Annotated in this window: 8 protein-coding genes; 5 read left to right on the top strand and 3 right to left on the bottom strand. The window is 64.5% G+C overall.

Annotation, left to right across the window (positions count from 1 at the left end):
• Genes QCBJ_RS06565 through QCBJ_RS06555 form a run of 3 tightly spaced genes read left to right on the top strand, consistent with a single transcriptional unit; the run spans window position 1 to window position 3,424 of the window.
• A complete protein-coding gene (locus QCBJ_RS06565; RefSeq protein ID WP_046036255.1) occupies window positions 1-1,044 on the top strand; it encodes an aliphatic amidase in 1,044 nt (347 codons plus the stop codon).
• 3 nt (window positions 1,045-1,047) lie between these two features.
• Complete coding sequence (locus QCBJ_RS06560; RefSeq protein ID WP_012723741.1) at window positions 1,048-2,013, top strand: AAA family ATPase; 966 nt, start codon at window positions 1,048-1,050, stop codon at window positions 2,011-2,013.
• A gap of 55 nt (window positions 2,014-2,068) precedes the next feature.
• Window positions 2,069-3,424, top strand: coding sequence for an MATE family efflux transporter (locus QCBJ_RS06555; protein ID WP_012723742.1), 1,356 nt, complete (start codon window positions 2,069-2,071; stop codon window positions 3,422-3,424).
• Here QCBJ_RS06555 and QCBJ_RS06550 read toward each other — a convergent pair.
• Window positions 3,408-3,995, bottom strand: a complete 588-nt coding sequence (locus QCBJ_RS06550) for a TetR/AcrR family transcriptional regulator (protein WP_102060355.1) — start codon at window positions 3,993-3,995, stop codon at window positions 3,408-3,410. The genes QCBJ_RS06555 and QCBJ_RS06550 overlap by 17 nt on opposite strands.
• 140 nt (window positions 3,996-4,135) lie before the next feature.
• Between QCBJ_RS06550 and QCBJ_RS06545 the strand changes: the two genes are divergently transcribed.
• Window positions 4,136-5,308, top strand: a complete 1,173-nt coding sequence (locus QCBJ_RS06545; protein ID WP_046036256.1) for an MFS transporter — start codon at window positions 4,136-4,138, stop codon at window positions 5,306-5,308.
• Here QCBJ_RS06545 and QCBJ_RS06540 read toward each other — a convergent pair whose 3' ends face one another.
• Both QCBJ_RS06540 and QCBJ_RS06535 read right to left on the bottom strand, forming a co-directional pair.
• Window positions 5,309-5,674 (bottom strand): type II toxin-antitoxin system HicB family antitoxin, encoded by a 366-nt coding sequence (locus QCBJ_RS06540; RefSeq protein ID WP_012723745.1) that lies wholly within the window; start codon window positions 5,672-5,674, stop codon window positions 5,309-5,311.
• Window positions 5,671-5,922, bottom strand: a complete 252-nt coding sequence (locus QCBJ_RS06535; RefSeq protein ID WP_012723746.1) for a type II toxin-antitoxin system HicA family toxin — start codon at window positions 5,920-5,922, stop codon at window positions 5,671-5,673. Before QCBJ_RS06535 ends, QCBJ_RS06540 begins: the two co-directional genes overlap by 4 nt.
• Window positions 5,923-6,131: 209 nt before the next feature.
• On the opposite strand from QCBJ_RS06535, the gene QCBJ_RS06530 reads away from it, so the two are divergent.
• Window positions 6,132-20,171 (top strand): non-ribosomal peptide synthase/polyketide synthase, encoded by a 14,040-nt coding sequence (locus QCBJ_RS06530; protein WP_102060354.1) that lies wholly within the window; start codon window positions 6,132-6,134, stop codon window positions 20,169-20,171.

Raw genomic sequence — 20,171 nt, 5'->3', positions numbered from 1 at the left:
ATGCGCCATGGCGACATTTCCAGCAGCCCGGACACCGTCGGTGTAGCGGTGGTGAACTACAAGATGCCGCGCCTGCACAGCAAGGCCGAGGTCATCGACAACGCAAGCAAGATTGCCGAAATCATTATCGGCATGAAACAGGGCCTGCCCGGCATGGACCTGGTGGTGTTCCCGGAATACAGCACCATGGGGATCATGTACGACCATGACGAGATGATGGCGACCGCCGCGAGCATTCCCGGCGAGGAGACCGCGATCTTCTCGGCGGCCTGCCGCCAGGCGAATACCTGGGGCGTGTTCTCCCTGACCGGCGAGCGCCACGAAGCGCATCCGCACAAGGCGCCCTATAACACCCTGGTATTGATCAATAACCTCGGCGAGATCGTGCAGCGCTATCGCAAGTGCATTCCCTGGTGCCCGATCGAGGGTTGGTATCCGGGGGACCGCACCTACGTGTGCGACGGGCCCAAGGGCATGAAGATCAGCCTGATCATCTGCGACGACGGCAACTACCCGGAGATCTGGCGTGACTGCGCCATGAAGGGCGCCGAGCTGATCGTGCGTTGCCAGGGCTATATGTACCCGGCCAAGGAGCAGCAGGTACAGATGTCCAAGAGCATGGCCTGGGCCAATAACTGCTATGTGGCGGTGGCGAATGCAGCGGGGTTCGACGGGGTGTACTCGTACTTCGGGCACTCGGCGATCATCGGCTTTGATGGGCGCACCCTGGGCGAGTGCGGCGAGGAGGAGATGGGCATTCAGTATGCGCAGTTGTCGGTGTCGCAGATCCGCGATGCGCGGGCCAATGACCAGTCGCAGAACCATTTGTTCAAGCTGCTGCATCGGGGCTACACCGGCATGCATGCCTCGGGCGATGGCGACAAGGGCGTGGCGGATTGTCCGTTCGAGTTCTATCGCACCTGGGTCTTGGATGCGCAGAAAGCCCAGGAAAACGTGGAGAAAATCACCCGCAGCACGGTAGGCGTCGCGGAGTGCCCGGTGGGGAATTTGCCCCATGGTGGTAAAGAACAGACGGCGGGGTAGGGCATGCGCTTTACCTTTGAACCGGCCCAGGTGATGGCCCTGCTGCGCAGCCGGATCGTCGGCCAGGAGGCGGCTCTGGCCCAGGTGGAAGGCCTGCTCAAGGTGGTCAAGGCCGATATCAGTGAGCGTGACCGCCCCCTCAGCGTCAACCTGTTCATGGGGCCGACCGGTGTCGGCAAGACCGAAATCGTGCGCCTGCTGGCCCAGGCGCTGCACGGTCGCGCCGACGGTTTCTGCCGCATCGACATGCACACCCTGGCCCAGGAACATTACGCGGCCGCGCTGACCGGCGCGCCGCCAGGGTATGTGGGCAGCAAGGAGGGCATCAGCCTGTTCAACAGCGAGTTGATCCAGGGCACCTACAGCCGGCCGGGGATCGTGCTGTTCGATGAACTGGAAAAGGCCAGCCAGGAGGTGGTACGCAGCCTGTTGGGCATACTGGAAAATGGTCAACTGACTTTAGCCGGCGGCACGCGCACGTTGGACTTTCGCAACAGCCTGATCTTCATGACCAGCAACATCGGCGCGCAACAGGCGCGTCGGCATCGCCTGCGTTTTACCCAGGGCTGGCGACGCCTGCTGCGTGTGTTTGTACGGGGTGAGGCACAGGTGTTGGAAGAGGCGCTGCATGGGCATTTCGAACCGGAGTTTCTCAATCGGATCGACCGTATCCTGATGTTCGAGCCCATTGACGCGCAGTGGCTGGAGGCGCTGCTGGCGGTGGAACTCGACAAACTCAACCAGCGCCTGGCGGTGCAGCAGCGTTCGTTGGTGCTGGACGCGCAGGCGCGGGCTTGGCTGTGCCGCCAGCACGACCTGCGATTTGGCGCGAGGGCGCTGGCCAGGCGCTTGCGGGTCGAACTGGAACCCGCGATTGCCGAATGCCTGTTGCAAGGCAATGCCCGACACCTGAGTGCGACAGTGCGCAACGCCTGTTTGGTGGTCGAACCCGAAAGCACAGGAAGATAGGATCCACTTACGGTATAACCCTCGGACGCTTTAGTTCTTCGAGGCCCCGTTTTTCATGCAAAGCCCTTTGCAACGCCCGCTGTGGCAGATCTACCTGATCTTTCTGGCACCGATGGTGCTGTCCAACTTCCTGCAAAGTTTTTCCGGCACCCTCAACGGTATCTATGTCGGGCAAATGCTCGGCACCCAAGCGCTGGCGGCGGTGTCGGGGATGTTTCCCATCGTGTTTTTTTTCATCGCCCTGGTGATTGGCCTGGGGGCGGGCGCCTCGGTGTTGATCGGCCAGGCCTGGGGTGCCCAGGAAACGGCAATGGTCAAGGCTATCACCGGCGCGACCCTGACCCTGGGCGCGCTGGTGGGTGTGATTGCCGCAGTGTTGGGCAGCCTGTTTGCGCGCCCGGCGTTGCAGGCGTTGGGCACACCGGTTGATGTCCTCGACGATGCGGTCGGCTATGCGCAGAAGATGATGCTGATCATGCCGTTGCTGCTGGTGTTCATCCTCTACACCCAGTTGCTGCGCGGTGTCAGCGACACGATCTCGCCATTGCTGGCGCTGATGGTTTCGACCCTGGTCGGCCTGCTGCTGACCCCGGCGCTGATTCGCGGCTGGGTCGGCTTGCCACCCTTGGGCATCCAGAGCGCGGTGTATGCCGGGCTGGTGGGCAACGCGTTAGCCATGCTGTTTTTGATCTTGCGCCTTCGGCATAAAAACCATGTGATGGCGCCAGACCGCGAACTGCTCGCGGCTTTGCGCCTGGACCGTGTGATTCTTGGCAAAGTCCTGCGTATCGGCTTGCCCACCGGCCTGCAGATGGTGGTGCTGTCGCTGTCGGAACTGGTCATCCTCGCCTTGGTCAACGGCCACGGCTCCCAGGCCACGGCGGCCTATGGCGCGGTGACGCAGATCGTCAACTACGTGCAGTTCCCCGCGCTGTCGATTGCCATCACCGCGTCGATCCTCGGCGCCCAGGCGATTGGCGCCGGGCGTCTGGAGCGCATCGGCCCGATCCTGCGCACCGGCCTGTTGATCAACACCTGCCTTACCGGTGGCCTGATTGTGCTGGGTTATGTCTTGTCGCATTGGTTGCTCGGCCTGTTCATCACCGACGACGCGGCGCGGGTCAATGCCGAACACCTGCTGCATATCATGCTGTGGAGCATCCTGGTGTTCGGCTTCCAGGCCGTGATCGGCGGGATCATGCGCGCCAGCGGCGTGGTGCTGATGCCGGTGGTGATCTCGATTTTCTGTGTGCTCTGCGTTGAACTGCCAATGGCTTACCTGTTGAACGCCCACTTCGGCCTGGAAGGGGTGTGGATGGCGTTTCCGGTGACCTACCTGGCCATGCTGGTGTTGCAGACTGCGTATTACCGCTTGGTGTGGCGACACAAGCAGATCAAGCGGTTGGTGTAAGGCTGAGGCCACGCAACAACAGCTCCAGGCCCTGCAAACCTTGCTCCAGCCGCTCGCCCGGATGCTCATCCCGGGCGATCCACAGGGCGGTGTTGACCAGGCTGCCGTTGATCAATTGCGCCAGCGCGGTGCTTGGGGCGGGGCGGATGACACCGGTTTGCATCAGGGCTTCCAGCCGTTCGCGCAATGACTCGACACACTGTAGCTGGGAGCCGGTATCGCCCAGTACGGCCGGCGCATCCTGCAACACAATGCGCTGGATCTCGGCGTCCTGAACCATGCGCAAATAGGCGCGGCAACGTTCGCAAAAGCCGGCCCATGGATCAGTTGCTTCATCTGTGATGCGCTGTAAGTGTGTGTCCATCTCACTGTCGAGTTGGGCAACCACGGCGGCCAACAGCCCTTTTTTGTCACCAAAGTGATGGTACAACGCGCCGCGTGTCAGGCCGGCGCGAGCGGTAAAATCGTCCATCGATGTGTTCGCGTAGCCTTGGGTGGCAAAGGCCTGTCGCGCGCTGGCGATCAGCCGGGCGCGGGTGTCTTCGATCATTTCGGCACGGGCTCGGCTCATGGTAGGTCTCACAATGGGCAGGTGAACGATTGACATACGTTGCGTATGTTACGCATGATTTGTCACATACGCACCGTATGTATTTTGCCTCGGTCATTGCAGATAGCAAGTCGCAGGCATTCAGGAAGAGGTCCAGCAGGATGGCAAACCCTTACGCCGAGTTGTTCCAGGTCCCCGGCGCCCGGGCTTTTGTACTGGCAGGCATGCTGGCGCGCATGCCCGTGTCGATGACGGGGATTGGCTTGATCACCATGCTTGCCCAGGTGCACGGCGGTTACGGCCTGGCGGGTTCGGTGGCGGCGGTGTTTGCCCTGGCCACGGCGTTTTGCGCACCCCAGGTATCACGGCTGGTGGACCGCTACAGCCAGGGCCGGGTGCTGCCGATTGCCGCGCTGATCGGCGGCGGGGCTTTGTTGATGTTGTTGCTGTGCACCCGCTTGCAAGCACCGAACTGGACGTTGTTCCTGTTTGCCGCCTTGGCCGGTTGCATGCCGAACATGTCGGCCATGGTGCGTGCGCGCTGGACCGAGTTGTACCGTGGCCAGCCCAAATTGCAGACCGCGTTCGCCCTGGAGTCGGTGCTGGATGAGGTGTGCTTCATCATCGGGCCACCCATTTCGGTGGGTTTGAGCGTGGTGCTGTTCCCCGAGGCGGGGCCCTTGGTGGCGGCGCTGTTACTGGCGATCGGCGTCACCACCTTTGTATTGCAACGTGAGACCGAGCCTCCCGTCCATGAACATCAGGAGCATCACGGCGGCTGGCTGATTGCATCGCCCTCGGTGCTGATCCTGATGATCCTGCTGCTGGCCATGGGCGTTATCGTCGGCGTGGTGGACGTGGTCAGCGTCGCCTTTGCCCAGCATCAGGGCCAGCCGGCGGCGGCGAGCATAGTGCTGTCGGTGTACGCCATCGGTTCGTGCCTGGCGGGGCTGGCGTTCGGTACCCTGAAGCTCAAGGCGCCGTTGCCCAGGCAGTTCCTGTTCTGCGGCGTGGCCACCGCGTTGACCACCTTGCCGTTGCTGCTGGTGAGCAACATTCCGGGGCTGGCGGTGGCGATCTTTATCTCCGGGCTGTTCTTCGCCCCCACGTTGATCGTGTCTATGGCCTTGGTGGAGCGGATCGTGCCCGCCAGCCGCCTGACCGAAGGCATGACTTGGCTGATCACCGGCCTCAGCATCGGCGTGGCCATCGGCGCCGCCAGTTCCGGTTGGATGATCGACCACTTTGGCGCCACCAGCGGGTTCTGGGTCGCGTTGGTGGCCGGGGCGGTGGTGCTGGGGGCCGCGGTACTGGGGTATCGGCGGTTGGGATAATCAGCCTATCGCTGGGCAAGCGTCTGCACTGTGGTGTTGCAGAAAATCGCTCAAGGCTTGGCGAGTCAGGTCATTAAGGGTCACTTTCTTGCGGGTCGCCGCCAGGGCCGCCGCCAAGTGCAGGTCATGGCCGACCCGGACATTGAACGAACCCTTGCAAGGCTTCTCCGGTGTGTGGCCCAGGGACTGGCACGTAGTGAGGTAGTCGTCCACCGCCTCCCGGAATGCGGCGTCCAGTTCTGCGACGGTTTTTGCTTCGTAGCTCACCAGCGCCTTGATGAACAGAATCTTGCCGAACAGGCAGTTGTCTTCGAGGCTGGCTTCGATAGAGCCGATGTAGCCTTTGTGTTTCAGTTGATTGTTCACTGAATCAGTTCTCCTGATTTCAATTGCTCGATGATCTGGCGCCGAATGTAGTGTTTCAGTTCGTTGCCAGGGTGAGGCTTGTGCAAGGTGATCATTGCACTGGGGTCACCGATGTCGAACTTGACGCGGCTTCCAGCCCCTTCAATCTGTGTGTAGCCCAGTCGACGCAGCAGCGTGACGAGTTCGGGCCAGGTAAATGCCATGTGCTCATTGAGCAGTTTGGCGAGCCGCTTTTCATTTTTGGACACGGCGCTCTCTGCGTGTAACTAAACGTAGTTGCAAAAAGTGGTGTTCGTCAATGCTAGCCCGACTTTGTGCGGTCTTCCTGAGTTTGATGTAACCCTTGATGACACCTCGCCCTGCGCCTCCCATCCCCCGCTAATTTTTCCCTCTCCGGTTCGTTTTATAGGGACGACGTGCCTTTGTGCTTCCTGCCTATTGCTCCGGACTCCAAGAAATGAATGCTGAAGACTCCTTGAAACTTGCTCGCCGGTTTATCGGGTTGCCCCTGGAAAAGCGCCAACTGTTCCTGCAGGCCTTGCAGAAAGAAGGCGTGGACTTTTCCCGGTTTCCGATTCCGGCAGGGGTGCAAGTGGAGGATCGCCAGGCGCTGTCCTACGCGCAGCAGCGCATGTGGTTTCTCTGGCAATTGGACCCGGCCAGCGGGGCCTACAACCTGCCGGGTGCCGTGCGGCTAAAGGGCGCGTTGAGCCTGGATGCGCTGGAGCAGGCGTTTGCCAGCCTGGTCGCGCGCCACGAAACCCTGCGCACCGTGTTCCAGCGCCAGGCGGATGAACGCCTGTTGCAGGTGGCGGCCGACACGTCGTTGACCGTCGAGCAACTCGATCTGAGCCATCTGGCCCCCAGCGAGCGTGAAGAGGCCGTCAACGCCGCTGCGACCCGTCAATCGCTGCTGCCGTTCGACCTGGAAAACGGTCCGCTGCTGCGCGTGCAACTGCTCAAGCTCGACGCCCTGGAGCACGTGTTGCTGCTGACCCTGCACCACATCGTCTCCGACGGCTGGTCGATGAACGTGCTGATCGACGAGTTCATCCGCTGCTACGACGCCCATGAGCGCAGCCAAGCCCCACAATTGCCGGCGTTGCCGATCCAGTACAGCGACTACGCCCTGTGGCAGCGCCGTTGGCTCGAAGCCGGCGAGCAGGCGCGTCAGCTGGAGTACTGGCAGGCGCGCCTGGGTGATGAGCACCCGGTGCTGGAGCTGCCCACCGACCGCCCACGCCCGGCCATGCCCAGCTATCAGGGCACGCGGCATGATTTTGCGATCGACCCGCAGCTGGCCGCGCAATTGCGCACCTGTGCGCAAAAGCACAACGTCACCCTGTTCATGCTGTTGCTCGGTGCCTTCAACGTGCTGCTGCATCGTTACACCGGGCAGGGCGATATCCGCGTCGGCGTGCCGATCGCCAACCGCAACCGCACGGAAGTCGAAGGCCTGATCGGCTTTTTCGTCAACACCCAAGTCCTGCGCACCGAGCTGACCGGGCAAACCCGTATCACTGAGCTGCTGCAAAGCATCAAGGAACACGCACTGGGGGCCCAGGCCCATCAGGAGTTGCCGTTCGAGCGGCTGGTGGAAGCGCTCAAGGTCGAGCGCAGCCTGAGCCATACGCCATTGTTCCAGGTCATGTACAACCACCAGCCGGTGGTGGCCGACATTGCCGGCGTCAGCACCGCCTCCGGCCTGGAGTTGTCGCTGGTGGAGTGGCAAGGCCGTACCACCCAGTTCGACCTGACCCTCGACACCTATGAAAAATCCGGCACCCTGCACGCCGCGCTGACCTACGCCAATGACCTGTTCGACGCGCCGACCATCGCACGCATGGCCGGGCACTGGATCAGCCTGTTGCAGGCGATGGTCGCCGAGGGTGAACAGCGCATCGGCGAGTTGCCGATGGTGGCCGCAGATGAACAGCAATTGCTGGTCCACGCGTGGAACCAGACCGCCGAGGTGTACCCGACCGAGCGCGGCATTCACCACCTGATCGAAGACCAGGTGCAAGCCACCCCTGGTGCGCCGGCACTGGTGTTCGGTGCAACCACGCTGACCTACGCCCAACTGGACGCGCGCGCCAACCAACTGGCCCACGCCTTGCGCGAGCAGGGTGTTGGCCCGGACGTGCTGGTGGGGATCTGCGTCGAGCGCTCCGTCGAAATGGTGGTCGGCCTGCTGGCGATTCTCAAGGCGGGCGGTGCCTATGTCCCGCTCGACCCCGAATACCCGCAGGAACGCCTGGCCTACATGATCGAGGACAGCGGCATCCAGTTGCTGCTCAGCCAGCAACGCTTGTTGCCGTTGCTGCCTGTCGATGGCATCCAGGTGATGGCTTTGGACCGCCCCGCCAGCTGGCTCGATGGCCACAGCACTGAGGCGCCGAAGGTCAGCCTGCACGCGCTGAACCTCGCTTACGTGATCTACACCTCCGGCTCCACCGGCAAGCCCAAGGGCGCCGGCAACAGCCATCGCGCACTGGTCAACCGCCTGTGCTGGATGCAGCAGGCCTATGGCCTGGACGCCAGTGATGCGGTGTTGCAGAAAACCCCGTTCAGCTTCGACGTCTCGGTGTGGGAGTTCTTCTGGCCGCTGATGACCGGCGCGCGCCTGGTGGTGGCGGCCCCCGGTGAACACCGTGAGCCGGCGCGGCTGATCGAGACCATCGGGCAGCATGGCATCACCACCTTGCACTTCGTGCCGTCGATGCTCCAGGCGTTTATCCATGAGCCCGGTGTGCAGGCCTGCGCCAGCCTCAAGCGCATCGTGTGCAGCGGCGAAGCCTTGCCACTGGATGCGCAGCTGCAGGTGTTCGCCAAGTTGCCACAGGCCGGTCTGTTCAACCTCTATGGGCCAACCGAGGCCGCCATCGACGTGACCCACTGGACCTGCGTCGACGAAGGCGCCGACAGCGTGCCCATCGGCCGGCCCATCGCCAACCTCGGTACTTATGTGCTCGATGCCCAGCTCAACCCGGTGCCTGCCGGCGTCAGCGGCGAGCTGTACCTGGGCGGCACTGGCCTGGCGCGCAGTTACCATCGACGCCCGGCCCTGACTGCCGAGCGTTTTGTGCCGAGCCCCTTCGGTGATGGCGCGCGTCTGTATCGCACCGGCGACCGCGTACGCCAGCGCGCCGACGGGGTGATCGAATACCTGGGGCGCCTCGATCATCAGGTCAAGCTGCGTGGCCTGCGTATCGAACTGGGCGAGATCGAGACACGTCTGATGCAACACCCCTCGGTGCGCGAAGCCGTGGTGCTGGTCCAGGGCGGCAAGCAACTGGTGGCGTACTTGGTGCTGGAGGACCCCGCGCCGGTCGACCTCAAAGCCTGGCTGCTCAGCAGCCTGCCCGAGTACATGGTACCCAGCCATATGGTGCCCCTGGCCAAGCTGCCCGTGACCGCCAACGGCAAGCTCGACCGCAAGGCCCTGCCATTGCCGGATGCCGCGCCACAGCAGGCCTTTGTCGCTCCGGAAAATGACCTGCAGAAAGCCGTCGCGGCGATCTGGAGCGATGTGCTGGGTGTGAAACAGGTCGGCCTGGACGACAACTTTTTCGAACTGGGCGGCGATTCGATCATCTCCATCCAGGTGGTCAGCCGTGCCCGCCAGGCAGGCATTCGCCTCAGCCCACGGGACCTGTTCCAGTACCAGAGCGTGCGCAGTCTGGCGCGGGTAGCGACCTTCGAGCAGGCGACGGCTATCGATCAGGGACCGGTGACCGGCGAAGTGATCCTCACGCCCGTGCAACACAGCTTTTTCGAGCAGGCGATCCCGGCGCGTCAGCACTGGAACCAGTCGTTGCTGCTGACCCCGCGTGAACCCCTTGAGCCCGCGCGCCTTGAGGCCGCGTTGACCCGGTTGATCAACCACCACGATGCCCTGCGTCTGCGTTTTGTGCAGCAGGCAGACGGTTGGCAGCAAGCTCACGCCGAGCCGGTTGCCACCGCTTCGTTGTGGCAGTCCCACGTCGCTGACGAGGCCGAGTTGGCCGCACTGTGCGACGAGGCGCAACGCAGTCTCGACCTCGAACAGGGCCCGCTGCTGCGCGCGGTCCTGGCCATGATGGCCGACGGCACCCAGCGCCTGCTGCTGGTGGTGCATCACCTGGCGGTGGACGGCGTGTCGTGGCGCATCCTGCTCGAAGACCTGCAACAGGCCTATCGCAACGTCGCGCTGCCGGCCAAGACCAGCGCCTACCAGCGGTGGGCGCAGCAGTTGCAGCGCCATGCGCAGACGCTGGACGAGCAACTGCCGTATTGGCAGGCGCAGACCGCGAGTGCCGATCTGCCGTGCGACAACCCCCAGGGCGGCCTGCAAAATCACCTGGGCAACACGCTCGAAGTCCGCCTCAGTGCCGAACACACCCGGCAACTGCTGCAAGACGCCCCGGCGGCCTACCGCACCCAGGTCAACGACCTGCTGCTGACTGCGTTGGTGCGGGTCATCAGCCGCTGGAGCGAGCAGCCCGCCGCGCTGATCCAACTGGAAGGCCATGGCCGCGAAGACCTGTTCGACACGGTTGACCTGAGCCGCACCGTCGGTTGGTTCACCAGCCTGTTCCCCGTGCGCCTGCATGCCGATGGCGAGCTGTCGGCGGCGATCAAATCGGTGAAGGAGCAACTGCGCGCCGTGCCGCACAAAGGCATTGGTTACGGCCTGCTGCGCTACCTCGGCACCCCTGACGCCCGCGAAGCGTTGTCGGCTTTGGCCGCGCCACGCATCACCTTCAACTACCTGGGCCAGTTCGACCGCCAGTTCAACGAGTCGGCGCTGTTCGTCCCGTCCACCCAGGGCAGTGGCCAGGCCCAGGACTCGCAGGCGCCGCTGGCCAACTGGCTGACCGTGGAAGGGCAGGTGTATGGCGGTGAACTGGCCTTGCAGTGGGGGTTCAGTCGCGAGATGTTCGAGGTGGCGACGGTCCAGCGCCTGGCCGATGACTACACGGCGGAACTCCAGGCCCTGATCGAACACTGTTGCGCCACGCCGGCGGGGCAGGTCACGCCTTCGGACTTCCCTCTGGCACGCCTGACCCAGCAGCAACTGGATGGCTTGCCCATCGCCGGGCCGGCGATTGCCGATCTCTACCCATTGTCGCCGATGCAGCAGGGCATGTTGTTCCACACCCTCTATGCACCTGAGGCCGAGGCATACATCAACCAGTTGCGCCTGGACATCGAAGGCTTGGACCTGCTGGCTTTCGGCCGTGCCTGGCAAGCCGCGCTGGACCGCCATGACATCCTGCGCAGCGGCTTCCACTGGCTCGGCCTGGACAGCGCGCACCAGGTGATCCAGCGCCAGGTCGATGTGCAGTTGCACGTGATCGAAGACATCGACGCCGATTGCGATGCGCTCGCCGTGGCCGAGCGCGAGAAAGGTTTCGCACTGAATGCAGCGCCGCTGTTTCGCCTGATGCTGGTACGCGGTGCCGGTACGGCCTGGCACCTGATCTTCACCAGCCACCACATCCTCATGGACGGCTGGAGTAACGCCCAGTTGCTCGGTGAAGTCATCGCTCATTACGCCGGGCACGCCGTGCCGGCGCCGCTGGGGCAGTTCCGCGATTACCTGGGCTGGCTGCAACAGCAAGCCTCGGGCGAGACGTTCTGGAAAGCCACTCTGGCACCGTTGCAAACGCCAACCTTGCTGGCGCAGGCGCTGCGTGTGCCGGCCGAAGGCAAAGGCATGGCTGAGCATCAGGTGCTGCTGGGCGACGACTTCACGCGTGCCCTCGGCGAGTTTGCCCGCCGCCACAAAGTCACCCTCAACACCGTGCTTCAAGGCGCCTGGAGCCTGTTGCTGCAGCGCTATACCGGGCAGGACTGCGTGGCCTTTGGTGCCACGGTGGCGGGGCGCTCGGCACCGTTGCCGGGGATCGAACAGCAACTGGGCCTGTTCATCAACACGCTGCCGATTGTCAGCGCGGCCTCGCCCGCGTTGTCGGTGGCCGGTTGGCTGAGCGAACTGCAAGCCCTCAACCTGAGCCTGCGCGACCACGAACATGTGCCGCTCTACGACATCCAGGGCTGGGCGGGGCAGCAGGGCACTGCGCTGTTCGACACCTTGCTGGTGTTCGAAAACTTCCCGGTGGCCGAAGCCTTGAAACAAGGTGCGCCCGCCGGCCTGACCTTCGGCCGCCTGCACAACCATGAGCAGACCCACTATCCGCTGACGCTGGGGATCGAGTTGGGCGCCAGCCTGCGCCTGGAGTTCGGCTACGACCAGGCCCGATTCAGCGCGCAACAGGTCGCTCGACTGAGCGGCAACCTGCATCACCTGCTGGTGCAGATGCTCGCAGACGCGCAGGCACCGCTTGGCAACCTGCGCCTGCTCGACGCCGCCACTCGCCGCGACGTGCTCGCCCATAGCCGGGCGCCCGGTGCCGCCCCGCGCCAGCTGCGCGTGCACGAACGTATCGCCGCCCAAGCGGCCGCCACGCCCGACGCGCTGGCGGTACAAGCGGGCGACGCGTGCCTGAGCTACGCACAGCTGAACGACCGCGCCAACCGTCTTGCCCATCGCCTGCTGGCGCTGGGTGTTGGCCCAGGCCAGCGCGTCGGCCTGGCAGCGCGACGTGGCCCGCAGTTGATCGTCAGCCTGCTGGCGGTGCTCAAAAGTGGCGCCGCCTATGTGCCGCTGGACCCGAACTATCCGACCGAACGCCTGGCCTACATGCTGGCGGACAGCCGCCTGGACTTGCTGCTCAGCGAAACCGGGCTGCTGGCCGACCTGCCACTGCCCCAAGGGCTGGTGCGTTTGGACTTCACCGCGGCCGGTGCAGAGTTGGCTGACTACCCGTCGACCCATCCAGCCAACCAGGCTGCCGCTGCCGACCTGGCCTATGTGATCTACACCTCCGGCTCCACCGGGTTGCCCAAGGGGGTGGCCATCGACCATGCCGCCCTCAGCCAGTTCTGCGACAGCGCCGAGGCTTACAGCCGCTTGAGTGCTGCTGATCGCGTGCTGCAATTCGCGACCTTCAGCTTTGACGGCTTCGTCGAGCAATGCTACCCGCCGCTGTGTGTGGGCGCGGCGTTGATCATGCGCGGCGATGAGCTGTGGGATGCCGGGCAACTGGCCCGCGAAATCGTCGAGCAGGGCGTGACCCTGGCGGACTTGCCGGCTGCGTACTGGTATCTGCTCGCCAAGGAATGCGCCGTCGACCGACGCACCCTGGGCAACCTGCGCCAGGTCCACGTGGGGGGCGAGGCGATGTCGGTGGAAGGTCTGCGCGCCTGGCACGCCGCCGGCCTGGGTGGCGTGCGCCTGGTCAACACCTACGGGCCCACCGAGGCCACCGTCGTGTCCAGCGTGCACGACTGCCAGTGGGCGGACGCCAGCGATGCGTTTGGTGTGCCGATTGGTCGGGCCATCGCAGGCCGCGCCTTGTATGTGCTGGACAGTGGTTTCGAGCTGCTGGCCACCGAGGGCGTCGGCGAGCTGTGCATCGGCGCCGAGCGCGGCCTGGCGCAACGCTATTTTGACCGCCCGGCGTTGACCGCCGAGCGCTTCCTGCCGGACCCGTTCTCCGCCGTGCCGGGTGCACGGCTCTACCGCAGTGGCGACCTGGCCCGTTACAACGAGGCGGGTGCGCTGGAGTACGTCGGGCGTATCGACCATCAAGTGAAAATTCGCGGTTTCCGCGTGGAAATGGGCGAGATCGAAGCCAGCCTGCAAGCCTTGCCGTCGTTGCGTGAAGCGGCGGTCATCGCGCAATCGAGCGCGACGGGCACGCAATTGGTGGCGTACGTGGTGCCCGTCACGGGGCAGACGCTGGACCCGCAAGCATTGGCGGCCACCTTGCGCCAGTCCCTGCCGGACTACATGGTGCCGGGGCACTGGGTCATCCTCGAGGCCTTGCCGTTGAACAACAACGGCAAGCTTGACCGTCGCGCACTGCCAGCGCCGGACCTGAATCAAGCGCAACAGGCCTACCTGGCGCCGCAAAATCCCCTGCAGGCGCGATTGGCCGCCATCTGGCAAGCGGTGTTGCAAGTGGAACAGGTGGGGCTCAACGACCACTTCTTCGAACGTGGCGGCCATTCGTTGCTGGCGACCCAAGTGGTCTCGCGGGTGCGTCATGACCTGAAGCTGGAAGTGCCGTTGCGCACACTGTTCGAACAACCGACGCTGGAAGCGTTCGCAGCCGCTTGCGCCGGGTTGCAGACCGCCCTGGCGCTGCCGCTGGTGGCGGTGACGCGGGACCAGCCGCTGGCGCTGTCGTTCGCCCAGGAGCGCCAATGGTTCCTCTGGCAACTGGACCCCACCAGCGCGGCTTACCACGTGCCGAGTGCACTGCATCTGCGTGGCCGCTTGGACGTCGCGGCGCTGGAGCGGGCGTTCCAGGCCCTGGTGCAGCGCCATGAGCCGCTGCGCACCACCTTTGTGGAAGAGGGCGAGCACACCTGGCAAGTGATTCATCCGCGCCTGGCGATGCCGATCGAACACCAGCGGGTCGCGGCCTCGGCGATCGAACACGCGGTGGCGCAGGAAATCCAGCGCCCGTTCGACCTGGTCAATGGCCCGCTGATGCGCGTCAACGTGCTGGAGGTCGAGGCCGAGCACCATGTGCTGGTGATCACCCAGCACCACATCATCTCCGACGGCTGGTCGATGCAAGTCATGGTCGACGAGCTGGTGGCGCTCTATCAGGGCCAGTCCTCGTTGCCTGCGCTGCCGATCCAGTACGTCGACTATGCCCAGTGGCAACGTGACTGGATGGCGGCTGGTGAAAAACAGCGCCAACTCGATTACTGGCGCACCCGTCTGGGCACCGAGCATCCGGTGCTTGAGCTGCCGCTGGATCACCCGCGGCCGGCGCTGCAAAGCCATCGTGGCGCACGCCGCCAAGTCCAGCTCGACAACGCGCTGGTCGCTGAGCTCAAGGCCCTGGCCCAGCGTCAGGAGGTGACCCTGTTCGTCGTGCTGCTGGCGTCGTTCCAGACCTTGCTGCATCGCTACAGCGGCCAGTCCCGGATCCGCGTCGGCGTACCGATCGCCAACCGTAATCGCCTGGAAACCGAGCGTCTGCTGGGCTTCTTCGTCAACACCCAGGTGCTGCAAGCCGATGTGCACGGGCAGATGGCCTTCGACCAATTGCTCGCCCAGGTCAAGCAGCAGGCCCTGGACGCCCAGGCGCATCAGGACCTGCCGTTCGAACAACTGGTCGAAGCCCTGCAACCGGAGCGCAGCCTCAGCCATAACCCGCTGTTCCAGGTGATGTTCAATCACCAGGACAGCCTGCGTGCAGCCCCGCTGCAGTTGCCGGGCCTGGACTTGCAAGCGGTGGATTGGGCCGGGCACAGCACCCAGTTCGACCTGAACCTGGAAACCGAAGAGTCCGCCGAAGGCCTGTGGGCGTCCCTGACCTACGCCACCGACCTGTTCGACTCCACGACCGTCGAGCGCCTGGCCGAGCACTGGCAAAACCTGTTGCGCGCCGTGGTGCACGATGCATCCCAGGCTGTGGATGAGCTGGCGATGCTCAGCGCGCCGCAATGGCAACAGATGGTCGAGGCCTGGAATGACACGTCGGTTGATTACCCCCGCGAGCGTTGCGTGCACCGGCTGTTCGAGGCCCAGGCCCTGGCACAACCGGACGCGCTGGCGCTGCAGTTCAATGGCCAGGCCCTCAGCTACGGCGAACTCAACCGTCGCGCCAACCGCCTGGCCCATCGCCTGATCGCGGCGGGCGTAGGGCCGGACGTACTGGTGGCGGTGCATGTCGAGCGTTCGCTGGACATGGTGATCGGCCTGTTGGCGACCCTCAAGGCGGGTGGTGCCTACGTGCCGCTCGACCCGCAATTCCCGGCGGACCGCCTGGCCTTCATGCTTGAAGACAGCCGTGCGCGAGTGTTGCTGACCCAGCCGCACCTGGATGGCAGCCTGGCGCACTCGCAGGGTGTGCAGGTGCTGATGGTCGAAGCGGATGACAACGCCGCCGAGCACAACCCGCAGGTCAACGTCACGCCGGAACACCTGGCCTACGTGATCTACACCTCCGGCTCCACCGGCAAGCCCAAGGGTGTGATGGTGCGCCACCAGGCGCTGTGCAGCTTCACCTGCGGCATGGCTGGCACCCTGGACATCGGTGCTGACGCCCGCGTGTTGTCGCTGACCACCTTCTCGTTCGACATCTTCGCCCTGGAGCTGTACGTGCCGCTGACGGTCGGCGCCACCGTGCTGCTGAGTGGTCAGGAACTGGCCCTCGACCCCGAAGCCATCATCGACCTGGTGCACAGCCAATCCGCCAACGTCCTGCAAGCCACGCCGTCGACCTGGCGCATGCTGCTGGAAAGCCCGCGCGCCCAACGGCTGCGCGGTATCAAAAGTCTGTGCGGCGGCGAAGCACTGCCGTCGGACCTGGCCCAGCGCCTGCTCGACCTGCAAGGCCCGCTGTGGAACCTCTATGGCCCGACGGAAACCACTATCTGGTCGGCGGCCCATCGTCTGCACGAGGCCCAGCCTTTTGTCGGGCGGCCCATCGCCAATACCACGTTGTTCATCCTCAATGCCGGCTTGACCCCAAGCCCGGTGGGCGCGGCCGGTGAGTTGCTGATCGGTGGCGTCGGCCTGGCGCGCGGTTACCACGAGCGCCCGGCGCTGACCGCCGAGCGTTTTGTGCCCAACCCGTACGGTGCGCCGGGCGAGCGCCTGTACCGCACCGGCGACCTGGCCCGCTACCGCGCCGACGGTGTGGTGGAGTACATCGGCCGGGTCGATCATCAGGTCAAGGTACGTGGGTTCCGCATCGAACTGGGTGAAATCGAAGCCTGCCTGCGCGAGCAGGCCGGTATACGCGAAGCCGTGGTCCTGGCCGACAACGACCGCTTGATCGCCTATCTGGTCAGTTCCGCGCCCGACGCCCCGGAGGTCTACAAGGCGGTCCTGCGCGAGCGCCTGCCGGACTACATGGTGCCGGCGCACCTGATGTTCCTCGACAGCCTGCCCCTGACCCCCAATGGCAAGCTCGATCGCAAGGCATTGCCGGCGGTGGACGCGGCGCTGTTGCGCACAGGTCATGTGGCGCCCGTGACGCCGCGTGAACAGCAGGTCGCGGCCATCTGGGCCGACGTGCTGGACCTGCCGCAGGTCGGTCTCGATGACCACTTCTTCGAACTGGGCGGGCATTCGCTGCTGGCCACACGGGTGGTCTCGCGGGTTCGCCAGGCACTGGCGCTGGAAGTGGCGCTCAAGACCCTGTTCGAACACCCGCTGCTGGGTGACTTCGTGCAGGCCCTGGGCGAGGAGGGCGTGGTTGCGCCGGCCTTGCTCAAGGCCGACCGCCGCCAACCGCTGCCGCTGTCCTACGCCCAGGAGCGCCAATGGTTCCTCTGGCAACTGGACCCACACAGCACCGCGTACCACATCCCCAGCGCCTTGCGTTTGCGAGGGCCGCTTGACCTGGGTGCGCTGCAACGCAGTTTCGATACCTTGCTGGCGCGCCATGAAAGCCTGCGCACCCATGTGCGCCAGGACGCCGCCGCTACCGTGCAGGTGATTGAGGACTCGGGCCTGATCGAAATCGACTTGGCCGACACCGATGAAGCCAGCCTCAAGGCCCGGGTCGCTGAGGTGGTCGCGCAGCCATTCGAGCTGCTGCGCGGGCCGCTGCTGCGGGTCAACCTGCTGCGCCTGGCGGCTGATGATCATGTGCTGGTGCTGGTGCAGCACCACATCGTCTCCGATGGCTGGTCGATGCAACTGATGGTCGAGGAACTGGTGCAGCTGTACGCCGCCTTCAGCCAAGGCCACATGCCAGACTTGCCAGCCTTGCCGATCCAGTACGCCGACTACGCCCTGTGGCAGCGCAACTGGATGGAGGCCGGCGAGAAGGCCCGCCAACTGGCGTACTGGCAGGCCCAGTTGGGTGGCGTGCAGCCGGTGCTGGAGTTGCCGTTCGACTACCTGCGTCCCGCGGTACAAAGCCACCGTGGCGCACGCCTGGGCATTGAGTTGCCACCGCAGCTCCTGGCCGGTTTGCGCCGCTTGGCGCAAGGCGCCGGTGTGACGTTGCCGATGGTGCTGCTGGCGTCCTACCAGGCGTTGCTGCACCGCTACAGCGGCCAGGAAGACGTGCGCGTCGGCGTGCCGATTGCCAACCGCAATCGCCTGGAAACCGAGGGGCTGATCGGCTTCTTCGTCAACACCCAGGTACTCAAGGCCGATATCCACGGGCAGATGAGCGTCGTGCAACTGCTGCAACAGGCCCGGCAACGGGCGCTGGACGCCCAGGCCCACCAGGACCTGCCGTTCGAGCAACTGGTAGAAGCCCTGCAACCCGAGCGCAGCATGAGCCTGAGCCCGCTGTTCCAGGTGCTGTTCAACCATCGCGTGACCTCGGCAGCCAATCACCTGCAGCGCCTCACCGAACTTGATGTCGAGGTGCTGAGCTGGGATGAAGGCGTTGCCCAGTTCGACCTGGCACTGGATGTGGAGGAAAGCCAGGCGACCCTGCGTGCCTCCCTGAACTACGCCACCGACCTGTTTGCGCCCGCCACGATTGAACGCATGGCCGGCCACTGGCAGAACCTGTTGCAGGCGATGGTCGCCGACCAACAGCAACCCATCAGCCAACTCAACCTGCTGGGCCAGGACGAGCAACAACACATTCTTCAGCTGTGGGACCAGACCGACGCCGGCTTCTCGGCCAAGCGCCTGGTCCACGAATTAGTCGCCGACCGCGCCCGGGAAAACCCGGAGGCAGTTGCGGTGAAATTCGACGCACAAACCCTGAGCTATGGCGAGCTGGACCGCCAGGCCAACCGCCTGGCCCATGCATTGATCGCCCGTGGCGTCGGCCCCGAAGTGCGCGTGGCGATTGCCATGCCGCGCAGCGCCGAGATCATGGTGGCGTTCCTCGCGGTGATGAAAGCCGGTGGTGTCTACGTGCCGCTGGACATCGAATACCCGCGTGACCGCCTGCTGTACATGATGGAGGACAGCCGCGCGCAGCTGCTACTGACCCACACCCGTGCCTTGCAGCAACTGCCGATCCCCGACGGCCTTGATAGCCTGGCGATTGATCGTACCGAGGAATGGACAGGCTTCAGCGACACGGCGCCGCAGGTGAAACTGGACGGCGACAACCTCGCCTACGTGATCTATACCTCCGGCTCCACCGGCATGCCCAAAGGCGTGGCGGTGTCCCACGGCCCGTTGGTGGCGCACATCATTGCCACCGGCGAGCGTTATGAAACGTCGCCGGCCGATTGCGAACTGCACTTCATGTCGTTCGCCTTCGATGGCTCCCACGAAGGCTGGATGCACCCGCTGATCAACGGTGCCAGCGTGCTGATTCGCGATGACAGCCTGTGGCTGCCGGAATACACCTACCAGCAGATGCATCGCCATCACGTGACCATGGCGGTGTTCCCGCCGGTGTACCTGCAGCAACTGGCCGAACATGCCGAACGCGACGGTAACCCTCCGAAGGTTCGTGTGTACTGCTTCGGCGGTGATGCCGTGGCCCAGGCCAGCTATGACTTGGCGTGGCGCGCGCTCAAGCCGACTTACCTGTTCAACGGCTACGGCCCGACCGAAACCGTGGTCACGCCGTTGCTGTGGAAAGCGCGCAAGGGCGATCCGTGCGGTGCCGTCTACGCACCGATCGGCACACTGCTGGGCAATCGCAGCGGCTACGTGCTGGACGCGCAACTCAACCTGCAACCCATCGGCGTAGCCGGTGAGTTGTACCTGGGCGGCGAGGGCGTGGCCCGGGGTTACCTGGAGCGTCCGGCCCTGACCGCCGAGCGCTTCGTGCCGGACCCGTTCGGCAAGCCCGGCAGCCGTGTGTATCGCAGCGGCGACCTGACCCGTGGCCGCCCGGATGGCGTGGTGGATTACCTCGGCCGTGTCGACCATCAGGTGAAAATCCGTGGCTTCCGTATTGAGCTGGGCGAGATCGAAGCGCGTTTGCGCGAACAGGACAATGTCGGTGAAACCGTGGTGGTGGCCCAGGAAGGCCCGACAGGCAAACAACTGGTCGCCTACGTGGTACCGGCAGACACCCACCTGGCCGATGAAGCCGAGTTCCGCGACAGCCTGCGCCGCGCGCTGAAAACCCACCTGCCGGACTACATGGTGCCGACGCACTTCATGTTCCTGGCGCACATGCCGCTGACCCCCAACGGCAAACTCGACCGCAAGGGCTTGCCCGAACCGGATGCGAGCCTGTTGCAACAGGCCTATGTGGCCCCCGAAACCGAGCTGGAGCAGCAGGTCGCCGCGATCTGGGCCGACGTGCTGCGCCTGCCGCAGGTGGGCCTGAACGACAACTTCTTCGAAGTGGGCGGCCATTCCCTGCTGGCGATCCAGATCACCTCGCGGGTCCAGGCCGAACTGGGCCTGGAAGTGCCCTTGCTGGAAGTGTTCCAGACCGAAACGCTGCGCGCCTACGTCCAGGCCGCCGCCACCTTCCGCGCCGGCAGCGCGGAAGATTTTGATGATCTTCGTGACTTTTTGAGCGAACTAGAGGCGATTTGA

Origin of the sequence: Pseudomonas sp. QC2 (assembly GCF_002859085.1) — a bacterium.
GTDB classification, from domain to species: domain Bacteria; phylum Pseudomonadota; class Gammaproteobacteria; order Pseudomonadales; family Pseudomonadaceae; genus Aquipseudomonas; species Aquipseudomonas petroselini.
This window is presented reverse-complemented; position numbering and strand designations above follow the sequence as displayed.

Coding starts and splice junctions, on each gene's coding strand:
- QCBJ_RS06565 (WP_046036255.1), top strand. CDS start 1: ATGCGCCATGGCGACATTTCCAGCAGCCCGGACACCGTCGGTGTAGCG.
- QCBJ_RS06560 (WP_012723741.1), top strand. CDS start 1,048: ATGCGCTTTACCTTTGAACCGGCCCAGGTGATGGCCCTGCTGCGCAGC.
- QCBJ_RS06555 (WP_012723742.1), top strand. CDS start 2,069: ATGCAAAGCCCTTTGCAACGCCCGCTGTGGCAGATCTACCTGATCTTT.
- QCBJ_RS06550 (WP_102060355.1), bottom strand. CDS start 3,995: ATGAGCCGAGCCCGTGCCGAAATGATCGAAGACACCCGCGCCCGGCTG.
- QCBJ_RS06545 (WP_046036256.1), top strand. CDS start 4,136: ATGGCAAACCCTTACGCCGAGTTGTTCCAGGTCCCCGGCGCCCGGGCT.
- QCBJ_RS06530 (WP_102060354.1), top strand. CDS start 6,132: ATGAATGCTGAAGACTCCTTGAAACTTGCTCGCCGGTTTATCGGGTTG.